This is a genomic window from Cryobacterium sp. MP_3.1 (genome assembly GCF_035984795.1).
Classification (GTDB): Bacteria; Actinomycetota; Actinomycetes; order Actinomycetales; family Microbacteriaceae; genus Cryobacterium; species Cryobacterium zongtaii.
In genome coordinates this window covers 1-14621 of the sequence record NZ_JAXCHV010000051.1, presented here as the reverse complement: position 1 = coordinate 14621, position 14621 = coordinate 1, and the positions used below count along the sequence as shown (strand labels likewise).

Here is a 14621-nt window from a genome sequence, read left to right as displayed (position 1 = left end):
GGGTGGGTCAGCAGTCGGGTGAAGCTCGGTGCGTGCCCGGCGATCTCCCGTGCGACCTCCGGGGAGATCGGCCCGTACCCTTCGAGGGTGGCGGGTTCCTCGTCCAACCCCAGCAGAGTGAGCACGGGCACGGTGACCATGACCGTGCCGCGGATGCCGGCGCCCATCCCGTCGGGGGTGATGCCGTCCAGCAGTAGGGCGGCGGTGATGTCGGCGCGGAGTTGGTCGAGGGTGCGAGTCGGGAGCTCTTCCGTGGCGCCTGGGCGGAGGCCGAATGCGGTGCCGCTGGCGGCTCCCGGTCCCTCCACGCTGGTCGCGGTGGCACCGGTAGTGACACCCGCGCCGTTGATGTTCCCCCCCCGGGTGTGGGTTCGCCGAGGTGCGTGAGCTTCACGGCCATGCCGTTGATGCGGTCGTAGGCGGCCTTGGTGTCGTGCGCGGTGCCGTACCAGTGCAACCAGCCCATCCCGTCCGGGGCGGCCTCCCAGTACGAACGCCGGTCGGCCAGCGCGTTTTTGTGCCGGGTCACGATCGATTCCGGGTGCAGTCTCTCCCGCAATCGGCGCGCCTTGTCACGGAACCGGCCCACCGGCAGCCGTTTCGCCTCGGGCAGCACCTTCTCTTCGAACGCGGCCTGGTCCCCATCGGGCAGGGTGAGCAGCTGGCCGAGCAGGGTCGTGGCATGCCGGTAGCTGATCTCGCCTCTCGAGAACGCTGCGAACGTGGCCGGTGCGCAGGAGCTGAGGAACCGGGCTTCGTCCAGCTGCCGGTCGATGGTGCGCTCGGCCACCCGGGTCAGGCACGCCGTCTCGCTCACGATGGTGCGCCGGGCGACCTCCCGGTCGTCCCACCGGTTGTACGCGGCCGCGCGGGCCTGGTCCTCGGTCAGGTGGGCCGCGTCGTCGTCGGCGAGGCGGATGTTCGCCGGGTTGCCGTCCAACCGGGAGGCGACCTGGGGTTGTTCGCTCCAGTCCTGCAGGTCCAGCAGGTGCTCGATCCGGCGGGCCTGGGCCCGGGCGATGAGGCGGTCATCGGCCGCGATCCGTTCGGTGTGCCGGACCAGATCGGCCTGGACACGGTCCTCCAGGGTGGGCTCCGGAGAGTAGTCGTCATCGTCCGGAGCGGGCGGTAGTACCTCGTCAGCGATACTCATACTGAGATCGTCTCACCTACCACCGACACCGCACCCAGTGCGCCACGCACCCGGCCGACGGCATCCGCGAACCATGAGAAAAACCCCAAATCGCGCGACTCTGAGGTGCTTAAGTCACAGTTCGCGAAGGTGGGGCGGGCGGGAGCAGGCCCTCGCGGAGCTCGCGGCTGAGGGCGGCGACCACGGCGGGGAGGTCACCGTTGTGTGTGGCCGCCACGGCCAGCTGACGCTGGTAGCTGGCACCGTGGTCGAGGATCAGGTTCAACTGCAGCAATTCGGTCAGGCAGCCGAGGCGTTCGGCGGTGGGGGAGAGCACCTCGACGAGGCGGCGCACCTCGTCGGTGACCATCCGCTCTGTGCCGGTGGAGTTCACGATGATCTCGGCCGCCAGCCCGTACCGGGCCGCCCGCCACTTGTTCTCACGCACGAACCAGGGCTGCATGGTGGGCACCGGCCGGCCCTCGTCGATCTCCGTCGACATCCACTCGACCACACACTGAATGAACGCGGCGATCGCCCCGAGCTCTTCGACCGTCGACACTCCGTCGCAGGCGCGCACCTCGATGGTGCCCCAGCGCGGCGACGGGCGGATGTCCCAGCGCACCTCGGAGGCGTCCTCGATGATTCCGGTCACCGTGAGGTCGTTGACGTACTCCTCCCACGCGGCCCAGTCCTCGAGGCGCCAGGGCAGGCCGGCCGTCGGAAGCTGCTGGAACATCTGGGCGCGATTGGAGGCGTAGCCCGTGTTGACCCCGGCCCAAAACGGGCTCGACGCGCTCAGCGCCTGCAGGTGTGGCACGAAGCTCAGCAGGCCGTTGAGGATCGGGATGACCTTGTCGCGGTCCTCGATGCCCACGTGCACGTGGATGCCCCAGATCATCATGTTGCGACCCCACCACTGGGTGCGGTCGATGAGCTTGTGGTACCGCTTCTTGTCGGTGACCTGCTGGTCGAACCACTGTCCGAACGGATGTGAACCCGAACAGATCGGGTCGACGCCCAGAGGGTCGGTGATGGCACGCACCTCGGCGACCTGCCCGGCGACGTCGCCGACAGCGCCGGCCACGGTGTGGTGCACCCCGGAAACGAGCTCAACGGTGTTCAGGAGGAGCTCTCCGGTGATGTGCGGGTGTGGGGAGCCGTCCGGCCCCCTGAGTGCGTCGAGGACCTCGTCGGCGATCGATACGAGGTCTCCGCTCGCGCGGTCGACCAGGGCGAGTTCCCACTCGATCCCCACCGTCGACCGCTCGGAGCGAGCGAATTCGATTCCCACTCTTTCGATTCCCACGGTGGTGCCCTTCGTGCTTCGAGTCATGCTTCGAGGCCCCGATGCGGGGCGATGTGGCACAATCCTGACAGCTAAACGGTGCCGGCGCGGTTCGCCGCGCTACACGGGGTCACGGTGCCGGCCGGATTGTTCGGAGCAACTCGGCGCACGATTATCACAAAGTGCTCGATGTCTGACACAATGATTAGTCGAGTTCCGTTATGCCCGACCCTCTAATCCGGCGTAACACGAACCTTATTGAGCTTGTGCCGAGTGTGCCCCCACGCTCACGGCTGTCAGTTCGCCAAACATCTAAATCACAGGAGAATTGTGGCTGTCAAAATCCGTCTGAAGCGCATGGGCAAGATCCGTGCACCGTACTACCGCATCGTTGTCGCCGACTCGCGCACCAAGCGCGACGGCCGCGTCATCGAAGAGATCGGCATCTACCACCCCACGCAGGAGCCTTCGGTCATCGAGGTCAAGTCCGAGCGTGCCCAGTACTGGCTCTCCGTCGGCGCCCAGCCGACCGAGCAGGTTGCGGCACTCCTCAAGCTGACCGGCGACTGGGGCATCTTCAAGGGCGACAAGAACGCCGTCTCCACCGTCAAGATGAAGGAGCCGAAGGCTCCCTTCGTCGCCGACGAGAAGAAGAAGCCGGTTCTGAAGCCCAAGGCTGACAAGCCCGCGGCCAAGGCCCCGACCGACGACGTTGCCGCCGAGGCAACCGAAGAGGACAAGGCGTAATTTTGCTCGCTCCCGCGCTTGAGCACCTCGTCAAGGGAATCGTTGATCACCCGGACGACGTGCACGTTGTAGCCCAGAACTCACCCCGTGGTGAGGTGCTCGAGGTTCGTGTGAACCCCGAGGACCTCGGCCGGGTGATCGGCCGCGCCGGTCGCACCGCCAAGGCGCTGCGCACTCTCGTGGCCGCTCTGGCCGATGGCAAGCGCGTGCGGGTCGACGTTGTCGATACCGACAACTGAGCGGGTAGTGACTAGCCCCTCATGAGCGACGACAGCACGACCCCGGCCACCCAACTGCGGGTGGGGCGCCTCACCAAGGCCCATGGCCTCAAGGGCGCCATCAAGCTGGAGCTGTTCACGGACGACCCGGGACGACGTTTCGTCCCGGGCGCCGTGTTCGCGCTCCAGGTGCCGACCAGCTCACCCTGGCACGGCAAGACCATCGAACTCGTCGAGCTGCGCTGGTACAACCAGCACCCCGTCGGGTTCTTCAAGGGCGTCCCTGACCGCGAGGCCGCCGAAGCCCTGGCCAAGGCGATCCTCTGGATCGACCAGGACTCGGCCGAGCAGACCGACGAAGAAGACGCCTGGTACGACCACCAGCTGGTGGGACTCGCCGTCGTGCGCGACGGGGTGCAGATCGGCACACTGACGCGCCTCGAGCATCTGCCGGCCCAAGATCTCCTGATCGTGAAGACCGCCAACGGCGAGGTGATGATCCCGTTCGTCAAGGCGATCGTTCCCTCGGTCGACGTCAAGGCCGGCGTCATCACGATCACTCCGCCCCCCGGACTGCTCGAAGAGCTGCCCGAGGAACCCGACACCGACGACTCGACGCCCGAAGACACGGCGCCCGAAGACGCGGCGCCGGCAGCGGATGCGGAACCCGACTCAGACGAACCGGCAGCGACGCCGACTCCTGACGGTAAGGACGCATAGACGCGCCCTGACCCAGTTCACGGGAAGAGGCGCGCCGCGCCACACCTCCTTCACGTTCGTTGACATCGCGGCCGTTGAAGTGGAGTACCGTCGCATGTCCTACGTTAAACCGGATCACCTGATCGACCAGCTCGTTCATTCCGGAGTTGTCAAGACCAACCTCACCGCACGTCAGATGTTCGTGCGCGGCACGCTGTCCGGAGCGATCCTCGGCGCGGCCACGACCCTGGCGCTGACCGCGGCGGCCCAGACCGGGCTGCCGATCGTCGGCGCCCTCGTGTTCCCCGTCGGGTTCGTTGTGATCCTGATGCTCGGCCTCGAACTGGTCACCGGCAGCTTCGCGATCATCCCGCTGGCGATCCTCGAGGGCCGCACCACCATCGCCAAGGGCCTGAAGAACTTCGCCGTCGTCATCCCGGCGCACATCTTCGGCGCCGGTCTCTACGCCGTCCTGTACGTGGGTGTCATCACCTACCTCGGCACGGACACCACCGACCCGATGATCCAGGCGATCATCAACATGGCCGAGCACAAGGTGCTGCCGTACGCGACGATCGGTGCCGGCGGCGTCCTGGTCGCCATCATCAAGGCCATGCTGTGCAACTGGATGGTGGCGCTGGGCACCATCATGTTCTACACATCTACCTCGGCCTCCGGCAAGATCCTGGGCATGTGGCTGCCCGTGCTGACCTTCTTCGGCCTCGGTCTCGAGCACGCCGTCGTGAACATGTTCGTCATCCCGGCGGGCATGCTGCTCGGCGCCGACATCAGCTTCGGCGACTGGTGGGGCTGGAACACCGGCCCGGTCCTGATCGGCAACTTCCTGGGCGCCGTGCTCTTCACGGCCCTGCCGCTCTACTTCTCGCACCGCACCAAGGTCAACCGCGCAGCGGCCCTCGAGGCCGACGACGATGGCGCGAGCGCGCCGGAGCTCACCGTCACCCACTCGTAGACTTGCCCCTATGCGCATCGACATCATCAGTATTTTTCCGGAGTTCTTCGGTGTGCTGGACATCTCCCTTCTCGGCCGCGCCCGGCAGGCCGGCCTGATCGACCTTGCCGTGCACAACCTGCGCGATTTCACCCACGACAGGCACAACACCGTCGACGACACCCCCTACGGCGGCGGCGCCGGCATGGTGATGAAGCCCGAACCCTGGGGTGAAGCGCTGGACAGCATCCTGCCGGCGATCGAGGACCCGGATGCCGGCGCGCCGGAGGGTGGCGCCGGCCCGGTGCTGATCTTCCCCTCGCCGGCCGGAGAACAGTTCACCCAGGCGATGGCCCGCGAACTCGCCCACGAACCGCACCTGGTCTTCGGCTGCGGACGCTACGAGGGCATCGACCAGCGTGTGGTCGACCACTTCGCCGGCCGCGGCCGGGTGCGCCTGGTGAGCCTGGGCGACTACGTGCTCAACGGGGGAGAGGTGGCCGTGATGGCCATGATCGAGGCCATCGGCCGGCTCATCCCCGGCGTGGTGGGCAACCCCGAAAGCCTGGTCGAGGAATCGCACGAGGACGGCCTGCTGGAGTACCCCAGCTACACCAAGCCCGCCAGCTGGCGTGGCCTGGAGGTACCGCCGGTGCTGCTCAGCGGCAACCACGGCGCCATCGCGGCGTGGCGTCGGCAGCAACAGATCGAGCGCACCCGGTTGGTGCGGCCCGACCTCCTGCCCGCCGACGACGCGGATGCCGCCCTTCAGCCTCCAGCGAACTCCAAGGCTCGGCGGGCCCCCCGCGGGTAATCTGGGGACTGTGATTCTCCGCAGGGTCTTCTACTACTGGCAGTTCGTAGCCGTCGGCGCGCTTCCGCTCTGGCTGATGGTCGCCGCGTCAATTTTCGGATCCTCGGCCTGGGAGGTTCTCGGCGCCACCTTCGGTGCCATCGCCATCGGGTTCGGCCTCCTCGTCGTGAGCCTGCTCTTCCTGGCCCGCAAGGAGGTGCGTGCGGTCAAGGCGGTGTCCTGGGCGGATGTGGGCGTGCTGGCCCTCTGGCACGTGCTGATCGTGCTGATGGGCGTGTTCTCGGTGACGGCGCCGTGGCTGTCCGTGCTGGTGGTCCTGGTCGGTCTCGGCGCCTTCTGGTTCGCGGTCTGGGAACTCTTCGACGCCGCTCGCACCCGAGTGCGCGAAGCCATGGTCTACATCGACGAGACCGCCAGGTTCGGTACCGTCCCGGCCGGGCCGAACCAGTTCCCGCCGATGACGGACCGGTCCGGCGTTCGTGCGGACGGGGCCCGGCAGGACCCGGCGCATCCGACGCCCGCCGACCCGTCGGTGATCATCATCCGGGAGAAGCCGACCGACCCGTAAAAGGTGCCGTCGGCCAAGAGTTTGGCGAGTGGCTGGTTTAGTGGCAGAATTAGCGTTTGTGCCGCGGCATGTCTCTGCCACAGGGGAGCTGCATTCATATCGGCACGCACACACTCAATTGGTCGCCACCAACTCACCTTCGGTGAGGGGGCGGGGCGCCACTGAAACGTCCTCGACCTGTGGCGGGTACAGAGAGCGAATAACATGCATATTCTCGACCAGGTGGACGCAGCGTCGCTGCGTTCAGACATCCCGGAGTTCCGGGCCGGCGACACCGTCAAGGTACACGTCAACATCGTTGAAGGCGCGCGTTCGCGTGTCCAGGTCTACCAGGGCGTCGTTATCGGCCGTTCCGGCGAAGGCGTCCGCGAGACGTTCTGCGTCCGTAAGGTCAGCTTCCAGGTCGGCGTCGAGCGTACCTTCCCGGTGCACTCCCCGGTGATCGACCACATCGAGGTCGTCGTCCGCGGTGACGTGCGTCGCGCGAAGCTGTACTACCTGCGCGGTCTCCGTGGCAAGAAGGCCAAGATCAAGGAAAAGCGCGACTAAACAACAGCGCCTATCGCGATTCGCCAGGTCTAAGCCTGAGCGAATTCGCAGCCGCTGGATTTCCCCCTGAGCTCCTCCCCGCTAAACTGGGCGAGGAGCTCAGGCGGTTAAATGACAGACAACACTCTGCCCTCGCGATCGCATCGCCTGGAACCAGATTCGCCGCGCAAAAGGCGCGGCGTTGCGATATTCATTCGCGACCTTCTCATCATCTTCGTGGTGGCACTGCTCATCTCGTTCCTGATCAAGACGTTTCTCGTGCGCTCGTTCTACATCCCGTCGGGGTCGATGGAAAGCACCCTGCTGGTCGACGACCGCATCATCGTCAACCAGCTCGAACCCGCCCTGGTGCCCGTCTCCCGCGGTGACGTCGTCGTCTTCCGCGATCCGGGCGGATGGCTGCCGGCGCAGCCGCCCCTCGAGCAGAACACGATCGTCGCGGCGCTCGACTGGACGATGTCGGTGGTCGGACTGTCCGCACCGGACAGTAACGACCACCTGATCAAACGGATCATCGGTTTGCCCGGAGACCACGTGGTCTGCTGCAACACGCTGGGCCAGATGAGTGTGAACGACATACCGCTCAGCGAACCGTACGCACAGCTGCCCGCGGGTGAGACGAGCGTGTCCAAGGACGCTTTCGACGTCGTCGTTCCAGAGAATTCGCTGTGGGTCATGGGCGACAACCGCTACGACTCCCTCGACTCCCGCTACCACCCCAACGCTCCGGGCAAGGGGTTCGTGCCGATGGACAACGTTGTCGGCCGCGCCCTCGTGATCAGCTGGCCGCTCGAACGGTGGAGCTGGTTGGACGATTACCCCGAGGTGTTCCGCGGGGTCGAAGAGGCCGACAAATGACCGTTCCGACGAAGCCCCTCCAGTCATGATGGCTGTCGTCGAGCCGACCCTCGACGTGGAGCTGGCGATGCTCGCTGCCGGCGCCAGCTGTGTGATCGGCTGCGACGAGGTCGGCCGCGGTGCCCTCGCTGGCCCCGTCGCCGTGGGCCTCGCGGTCGTGACGGCCGACGTCGGTGCCTTCCCGGTGGGCTTGCGCGACTCCAAACTCCTGAGCGAGCCCCGCCGGGAGCGGCTGGCCCCCCTGGCCGCAGCGTGGGTGCGCCACAGCGCCGTGGGGTTGGCGTCGCCGCAGGAGGTGGACAGCGTCGGCATCATCGCCGCACTCGGCCTGGCCGGCAAGCGAGCGCTTGCCCAGCTGCACGCCGACGGCGTGGACATCGTCGGCGGAGTCGTGCTGCTGGACGGCAACGACGACTGGCTCAACAAGGCCCTCAGCACCCCGCTGTCCGTCGTGACCCGAATCAAGGCCGACCAGGACTGTGCGTCGGTGTCCGCGGCATCCGTGATCGCGAAGGTGCACAGGGACCGGCTGATGATCGCGGCCGACCTCGCCACCCCCGGCTACGGCTGGACGGGTAACAAGGGCTACGGCAGCGCCCAACACATGACCGCCATCGGCACGTTGGGGGCCAGCGAACAGCACCGGCTCAGCTGGCTCAAGATTCCGGCTTGAGAACTGCGCGTAAGATTGACTCACCATGGAAGAAGATGAGTTCGAGGACTACGACCGCGAGGTCGAGTTGGCCCTATACCGCGAGTATCGAGACGTTGTGGGGCAGTTCCAGTACGTCGTCGAGACCGAGCGCCGCTTCTACCTCGCCAACGAGGTTGAACTCGTGCGCCGCGACACCGAACACGACTTCTACTTCGAACTGACGATGAAGGATGTCTGGGTCTGGGATGTCTACCGCTCCGACCGTTTCGTGAAGTCGGTCCGAGTGCTGACGTTCAAGGACGTCAACGTGGAGGAACTGGCGTCGAAGGAGTTCGAACTTCCCAAGGAACTCGCGCTCGACGAGTAGCCGCCCCGGCTCGCCCTGCGGCTGCTAGCGTGTGCGGATGACAGCTCGCACCGACTCGTCTAGCGCGGTCCCGTTTGGCACCGCCCCGTCCAGCAGCGCCCCGTCCAATGCTGACGCCCTGGCCACGGTGGCCGCGGCCCTGGACCTGGCTCCGCTCATCGACGGGCACAACGACTGGGCCTGGGAGTGCCGCGAGAACCGGGACTACTCTGTCGAGGGTCTCGACGGCGCCCTGGCCACCGACACCGATATCGACCGGCTCCGAGCCGGCCGGGTGGGCGGTCAATTCTGGTCGGTGTACGTGGAAGACACCCTCGACGGAGCCGACGCCGTGCAGGGAACCCTGGAGCAGGTGGACTGGGTGTACAGACTCGCCGCCCGGTATCCGCAGACCTTCGTGATCGCCACGAGTGCGGCCGATGTGGAGGCCGCTCGTGCCAGCGGCCGGATCGCCTCACTGCTGGGTGCCGAGGGTGCGCACTCGCTCAACGATTCCCCCGCCGTGCTGCGGATGCTGGCCAGGCTCGGCGTGCGCTACCTCACCCTCACCCACGTGCACAACACGACGTGGGCTGACTCCGGCACCGATGAACCCGTGCACAACGGCCTGAGCCCGCGCGGTGTCGAGTACATCCGGGAGCTCAACCGGCTGGGCATGCTCGTTGACCTCTCGCACGTCTCCCCGGCGACGGCGCACGCTGCCCTCGACGTCACGAGCGCTCCGGTGATCTTCAGCCACAGCTCCTGCTCCGCCGTCACGGCCGACCCACGCAACGTGCCCGACGATGTGCTCACCCGCTTGGCCGACAACGGCGGCGTGCTGATGGTCACCTTCGTGCCGCAGTTCGTCTCAGCGGACTACGCCGGCTGGTTCGGCGGCGACCGGAGCACGCCCGCACCCCGGGTGACCGTGGCGCAGGTGGCCGATCACGTCGAGCACGCGCGCGACGTCGCCGGCGTCCGCCACATCGGGCTGGGCGGGGACTTCGACGGCACCGACGAGTTCCCCGAGGAGCTCGAGGGCGTCGACGGTTACCCGGCGCTGCTGCTCGAGCTCGCCCGGCGCGGCTGGACCGCTGCCGAGCTGGCCGCCCTGGCCGGCGCCAACGTGCTGCGTGTTCTGCGGGCGACGGATGCCGCCTTCGCCGGACACGACATGGAGCTCACCCGGCTGACCCGCTGAGCCTGCGCCCGGATCCCGGCTCAGGTGGTGCGCGGCTCGCAGATGACGACCGGAATATCCCGACGGGTCTTCTGCTGGTATCCGGCGTAGCCCGAATAGGCGCGCACGATCGCCGGCCACAGCGCCGCCTTCTCCGTCGCGGTGGCCGTGCGGGCCCGCATCGGGCGGGTCACCCCGTTCTCGGTGAGTTCCACCTCGGGGTGGGCGACCAGGTTGAGGTACCAGAACGGGTTGCGGTCGTCGCCGCCCTTCGACGCGATCAGCACGACCCGGTTCGGCTCGTGGATCGGTGCGGTGAGCATCGTGGAGCGTCGCTCGCCGGTCTTCCGTCCGACTGTGTGAAGTTCCACCACGGGCATCGGCCCGATCTTCCAGCCCAGCCGGCCTCGGGAGAGCACCAGCAGCGTGCGGTGCACGGCGTTCATGGCTCGCATCGACAGGTCGGTCAGGCGGTCGGAGATCATGGCATCAGCCTACGGTCGCCCCGGCTGCCCTGCGCGGTTGACACCCGGACGGGGGCTGGGTACCGTCCCCTGCGACAGCGACCCATTCCCGAAATCCCACGTGAAATAAGGAGCTTCCATGTCCGACGAATCCGTCTTCCTCTATCTCGGTGTGTACCCCAACGCGGCAACGGCCGAGTCCGACCTTGAGGTTGTGCGTGAACTGCACTCCACCAAGGTGATCGGAACCTACGACGCCGCCGTCGCCACCAAGGAGGCCGATGGCTCGGTGCAGGTTCACCGCAAGACCAGCAAACATGCCGGCTGGACCGGCGTGGCCGCCGGCGCTGTTGTCGGCCTGTTGTTCCCTCCGGCGATCATCGGCAGCGCCATCGTCGGCGGAGCAGCCGGCAGCGTTGTCGGGCACTTCTGGCGGAGCCTGGACCGGGGTGACATCAAGGAACTCGGCGAGCTGCTCGATTCCGGCGAGGCCGCGCTGATCGTCGTGGGCAAGGACCGGCTCGACGAGGAATTCCGTAAGGCGGGCCTCGTGGCGCAGAAGCACCTCCAGAAGGAGCTGAAGGTCGACGCGAAGGAACTCGACAAGGAGCTCGCGCAGGCTTCCAAGGAAATGCAGGCGGAGGGGCGCTCCGACACCGTGTAGTCCGGTCGGTCGATCCGGACCAGCCGAACACCGAGAGCCCGCTCCTCCACAGGGGGCGGGCTGCGGTGTGTGTGCACAGGCTCGACACCGCCTTGTCGCGTCCCAGACCGGTCCTCGCATGCTGGTCGAGGAGGTGCTCGTGGCACGCAAAGACGATTTGGGCCGGCGCGGCGAAGACTGCGCCGCGGAGTATCTGGCGCGGGCGGGGTACACGGTGGTGGAGCGCAATTGGCGGTGCGGGCAGGGTGAGATCGACCTGATTGTCGCCAAGGACGGCGACATTGTGTTCGTCGAGGTGAAGACCCGCTCAGGCACCGGATACGGGCATCCGTTTGAGGCCATCACGGTGGCCAAGCTGGCCAGGTTGCGCCGGCTGGCCGGGGCCTGGTGCGCACAATTCGAGCCGAGGGCGCGTCACATCCGCATCGACGCCATCGCCGTGATCGCCCGCCCGGGCCACGCACCGACTGTCGAACACCTCGAGGGTGTGTTCTGATGGGCCTGGCCCGCACCCACTCCGTCGCCCTGATCGGCCTCGCCGGGTCGCTCGTCGAGGTCGAGGCCGACATCTCCAGCCAATTGCCGGGGATGCGGCTGATCGGGCTGCCGGACGCGGCCCTGGCCGAGGCCGCCGAACGGGTGCGCGCCGCGGCCAAGAATTCCGGCTGTGCGCTGAACGGGCACCGCCTCACCGTGAACCTCTCGCCCGCCGCCCTGCGCAAGCACGGCTCCGGCTTCGACCTCGCCATCGCGGTGGCCTGTCTGGCCGCGGACGGGGTGGTGCCGGCCGCGTCGGTGGGCGCTGTGGTGCACATCGGTGAGCTCGCCCTGGACGGGCGCTTGCGGCCGACGCCCGGCATGCTGCCGGCGGTGATCGCCGCGGCGCGGCTCGGGCACCGCACGGTGATGGTCCCGACCGGCAACGCCGAGGAGGCGGCCCTGGTCCCGGGGATCCGGGTGGTGGGGGTGGCGTCGCTCCGTGACGCGCTGATCTGGCACGGCGCCAGGTTGGAGCCCCAGGACGTGGAGGTGCTGCGTGCTCCCGTTGAGGACGACCCGGCCGATGAGAGCCTCGACCTGCTCGACGTGGTCGGCAACGATGAGGCCATTCTGGCCCTGCAGGTGGCTGCGGCCGGCGGCCACCATCTCTTCATGCTCGGGCCGCCGGGCGCCGGCAAGACCATGCTCGCGGCCCGTCTGCCGGGGCTGCTGCCCGACCTGGGCCCGGCCGCGTCTCTGGAGGTGAGCTCGCTGCGGTCGCTGAGCGGCCGTCCGGTGGGGCGTTCATTGATCACCCGGCCCCCGTTGGAGTCGCCACACCACACCATCACGGCGGCCGCGATGGTCGGCGGCGGCAGCGGGCAGATCCGGCCGGGTGCTGCCGCGCGGGCGTCCCACGGGGTGCTCTTCCTGGATGAGGCACCTGAGTTCGCCGGTGCAGTGCTCGACGCCCTCAGACAGCCCCTGGAATCCGGTCGGATCAGCATCCACCGGGCGAACGCCATCGCCCACTTCCCGGCCAGATTCCAGCTGGTGCTGGCCGCGAACCCGTGCCCGTGCGGCCAGTACGGCGCCGGCGATCAGGAGTGCAGCTGTCCGCCGAACGCGCGGCGCCGGTATCTCGCCCGCATCTCCGGCCCGCTGTTGGACCGCATCGACATCCAACTCACCGTGACCCGGGTGACCGCAGCGCAATTGCGCATCTCGGCCGGCGGCGGCCGGTTGTCCAGCGCCGTGGCGCGCAGCCGGGTGCTGGCCGCGCGGGAAACCGCGGCAGAGCGGCTGGCCGGAACGCCTTGGACGGTGAACTCGCAGGTGTCGGGGCCCTGGCTGCGCAGTTCCGAGAGACGGTTGGGCGCCCCGGTGACCGCGATGCTCGACCGGGCCCTCGAGAGGGGTGGGATCACCATGCGCGGCTACGACCGGATACTCCGGGTGGCGTGGTCTGTCGCGGATTTGACCGGAGTCGCCAGACCCGGGCCAGACGAAGTGGGGCAGGCCCTGTACCTGCGGAAGGGAATGGCGTCATGACACTGTTCGGAATCGACGAGGCGGTGGTGACCTCGCTCACCGCGGGCGTTCGCCCGGCCGCCGCAGCACCCGGTGAGGAGCAGCCGGCGGATGCCCGGCCCGCCGATGCCGAGCTCACTCGTCCGCGGCTCTGTGACCCTGGGGAGGTATTCGCCCGAGCGGCCTGGACCACGATCGCCGAACCGGGGGACGGGGTCGCCGGCGCCGTGGTGGGCTTGCTCGGCGCGGCGGCGGCCCTTCGCTCGGTGGTGGAGGCGTGGCCCACCGACCGACTGGCCGGCACGCTCACGGACTCCGTCGGCGAGCACGAGGCGGGTGACCCTGCCGGACTCCGCCCGGAGCTGGAGCAGGCACTCGCCCGATGGCGACCGCGATTGTCGTCGACCGAGGTGATCCGGTCGCTGCAGCAGGCCCGGCGCACGGGAACGGCACTGCTCCTGCCCAACGACCCGCTCTGGCCCGGCGCTGTCGACGACCTGGGCAGGCATGCCCCGCTCGCCCTGTGGTGGCGAGGTCAGCCGGATGCCCTGGCCGCGCTCCGCCACTCCATCGCCCTGGTCGGCGCTCGCGCTGCGACAGGGTACGGCGAACACGTGGCGATGGAGGCGGCGGCGGGATTGGTCGACCGGGGACTCGCTATCGTGTCGGGGGCGGCCTACGGGATCGACGGAATGGCACATCGGTCGGCCCTGGCCAGCAAGGGAACGACCGTCGCTTTTCTGGCCGGGGGAGTGGACCGCTTTTACCCCAGCGGACACGACGCCCTGCTCACCCGCATCGTCGAGGCCGGTGCGGTGCTGTCCGAGCTGCCCTGTGGGGCGCCGCCCACCAAATGGCGGTTCCTACAACGCAACCGGCTGATTGCCGCTTCGAGTGCGGCCACCGTGGTGCTCGAAGCGGGCTGGCGCTCCGGATCGCTCAATACGGCCGGGCACGCGGCAGCGCTCGGGCGCCCGCTCGGCGCCGTTCCCGGCCCGGTCACCTCGCCCACCTCGGCCGGCTGTCACCGCTTAATGCGGGACTACGACGCCATCTGCGTCACCAGTGCCGCCGAGATGGCCGAGCTCATCGGCCTGGGCGTGGATTTGGAGCTGGACGTGCCCGGGACGGACGGCCAGGATGCCGAGGGAACCGTGCCGCGGGAACGCACGAGCGATCAGGTGCGGGTGTTCGATGCGCTCAGTGTGCGGGCGCCTCGCGTAGCCGCCGACATCGCCCGGCGCTCCGGACTGTCGACAGTGGCGGTGCTCGGGGCGCTGGGCACCCTCGACCTCGAGGGCTCGGTGCGGGAGCGAGCGACCGGCTGGGTCCGGGTCACCTGAGTCGCCGGCCTGACTGTTCCCCGTCCGGACACATGTTCCCCTTGGGTTCAAAGGGTCGTTGCAACACCTGAGTGATTGAGGTGTTGGCGATGAATGGTTCGGCAGGGTTTCCGCGTGAGGTTCGCCGCCGG

General features: G+C 68.0%; 18 protein-coding genes. 15 read left to right on the top strand and 3 right to left on the bottom strand.

What is annotated here, in order from left to right:
- Window positions 1-7: 7 nt before the first annotated feature.
- Both RCH12_RS18085 and RCH12_RS18080 read right to left on the bottom strand, forming a co-directional pair.
- Window positions 8-1153 carry a DUF222 domain-containing protein gene (locus RCH12_RS18085; protein WP_327017816.1) on the bottom strand — a complete coding sequence of 382 codons (1146 nt, stop codon included), beginning with the start codon at window positions 1151-1153 and terminating at the stop codon, window positions 8-10.
- Window positions 1154-1262: 109 nt separating this feature from the next.
- Window positions 1263-2468, bottom strand: coding sequence for a glutamate--cysteine ligase (locus RCH12_RS18080; RefSeq protein WP_442784592.1), 1206 nt, complete (start codon window positions 2466-2468; stop codon window positions 1263-1265).
- Window positions 2469-2750: 282 nt separating this feature from the next.
- Between RCH12_RS18080 and rpsP the strand changes: the two genes are divergently transcribed.
- From rpsP to RCH12_RS18025, 11 genes are all read left to right on the top strand, one after another.
- The gene (gene rpsP / locus RCH12_RS18075; protein ID WP_103432055.1) at window positions 2751-3167 is read left to right on the top strand and encodes a 30S ribosomal protein S16; all 417 of its coding nucleotides are present in this window, start codon (window positions 2751-2753) and stop codon (window positions 3165-3167) included.
- Between the two features lie 2 nt (window positions 3168-3169).
- Window positions 3170-3406: an RNA-binding protein gene (locus RCH12_RS18070; protein WP_088456475.1), complete on the top strand. Its 237-nt coding sequence runs from the start codon at window positions 3170-3172 to the stop codon at window positions 3404-3406.
- Window positions 3407-3427: 21 nt separating this feature from the next.
- Complete coding sequence (gene rimM / locus RCH12_RS18065; protein WP_327017815.1) at window positions 3428-4105, top strand: ribosome maturation factor RimM; 678 nt, start codon at window positions 3428-3430, stop codon at window positions 4103-4105.
- A gap of 94 nt (window positions 4106-4199) precedes the next feature.
- Window positions 4200-5057 carry a formate/nitrite transporter family protein gene (locus tag RCH12_RS18060; protein WP_103432053.1) on the top strand — a complete coding sequence of 286 codons (858 nt, stop codon included), beginning with the start codon at window positions 4200-4202 and terminating at the stop codon, window positions 5055-5057.
- A gap of 10 nt (window positions 5058-5067) precedes the next feature.
- Window positions 5068-5850, top strand: a complete 783-nt coding sequence (trmD, locus tag RCH12_RS18055; RefSeq protein WP_103432052.1) for a tRNA (guanosine(37)-N1)-methyltransferase TrmD — start codon at window positions 5068-5070, stop codon at window positions 5848-5850.
- Window positions 5851-5860: 10 nt separating this feature from the next.
- Window positions 5861-6418: an MFS transporter gene (locus RCH12_RS18050; RefSeq protein WP_327017814.1), complete on the top strand. Its 558-nt coding sequence runs from the start codon at window positions 5861-5863 to the stop codon at window positions 6416-6418.
- 204 nt (window positions 6419-6622) lie between these two features.
- Window positions 6623-6967 carry a 50S ribosomal protein L19 gene (gene rplS / locus RCH12_RS18045; RefSeq protein ID WP_088456470.1) on the top strand — a complete coding sequence of 115 codons (345 nt, stop codon included), beginning with the start codon at window positions 6623-6625 and terminating at the stop codon, window positions 6965-6967.
- A gap of 111 nt (window positions 6968-7078) precedes the next feature.
- Window positions 7079-7825, top strand: coding sequence for a signal peptidase I (lepB, locus tag RCH12_RS18040; protein ID WP_327017813.1), 747 nt, complete (start codon window positions 7079-7081; stop codon window positions 7823-7825).
- A 28-nt stretch (window positions 7826-7853) separates the two neighbouring features.
- Window positions 7854-8498 (top strand): ribonuclease HII, encoded by a 645-nt coding sequence (locus RCH12_RS18035; protein ID WP_103432160.1) that lies wholly within the window; start codon window positions 7854-7856, stop codon window positions 8496-8498.
- A 25-nt stretch (window positions 8499-8523) separates the two neighbouring features.
- Window positions 8524-8847: a DUF2469 family protein gene (locus tag RCH12_RS18030; protein WP_066596196.1), complete on the top strand. Its 324-nt coding sequence runs from the start codon at window positions 8524-8526 to the stop codon at window positions 8845-8847.
- 37 nt (window positions 8848-8884) lie between these two features.
- Window positions 8885-10030: a dipeptidase gene (locus tag RCH12_RS18025; RefSeq protein WP_327017812.1), complete on the top strand. Its 1146-nt coding sequence runs from the start codon at window positions 8885-8887 to the stop codon at window positions 10028-10030.
- A 20-nt stretch (window positions 10031-10050) separates the two neighbouring features.
- On the opposite strand, the gene RCH12_RS18020 is transcribed toward RCH12_RS18025, so the two are convergent.
- The gene (locus RCH12_RS18020) at window positions 10051-10494 is read right to left on the bottom strand and encodes a nitroreductase/quinone reductase family protein (RefSeq protein ID WP_327017811.1); all 444 of its coding nucleotides are present in this window, start codon (window positions 10492-10494) and stop codon (window positions 10051-10053) included.
- 118 nt (window positions 10495-10612) lie between these two features.
- Between RCH12_RS18020 and RCH12_RS18015 the strand changes: the two genes are divergently transcribed.
- The 4 genes from RCH12_RS18015 (at window position 10613) to dprA (ending at window position 14490) form a co-directional block, all read left to right on the top strand.
- Window positions 10613-11137, top strand: coding sequence for a DUF1269 domain-containing protein (locus RCH12_RS18015; protein WP_103432049.1), 525 nt, complete (start codon window positions 10613-10615; stop codon window positions 11135-11137).
- 139 nt (window positions 11138-11276) lie between these two features.
- Entirely contained in the window at window positions 11277-11633 is a 357-nt protein-coding gene (locus RCH12_RS18010; RefSeq protein ID WP_103432158.1) for a YraN family protein, read from the top strand.
- Window positions 11633-13168 (top strand): YifB family Mg chelatase-like AAA ATPase, encoded by a 1536-nt coding sequence (locus RCH12_RS18005; protein ID WP_327017810.1) that lies wholly within the window; start codon window positions 11633-11635, stop codon window positions 13166-13168. The genes RCH12_RS18010 and RCH12_RS18005 overlap by 1 nt, the downstream gene beginning before the upstream one ends.
- The gene (dprA, locus tag RCH12_RS18000; protein ID WP_327017809.1) at window positions 13165-14490 is read left to right on the top strand and encodes a DNA-processing protein DprA; all 1326 of its coding nucleotides are present in this window, start codon (window positions 13165-13167) and stop codon (window positions 14488-14490) included. The genes RCH12_RS18005 and dprA overlap by 4 nt, the downstream gene beginning before the upstream one ends.
- The last annotated feature ends 131 nt before the right edge of the window (window positions 14491-14621 follow it).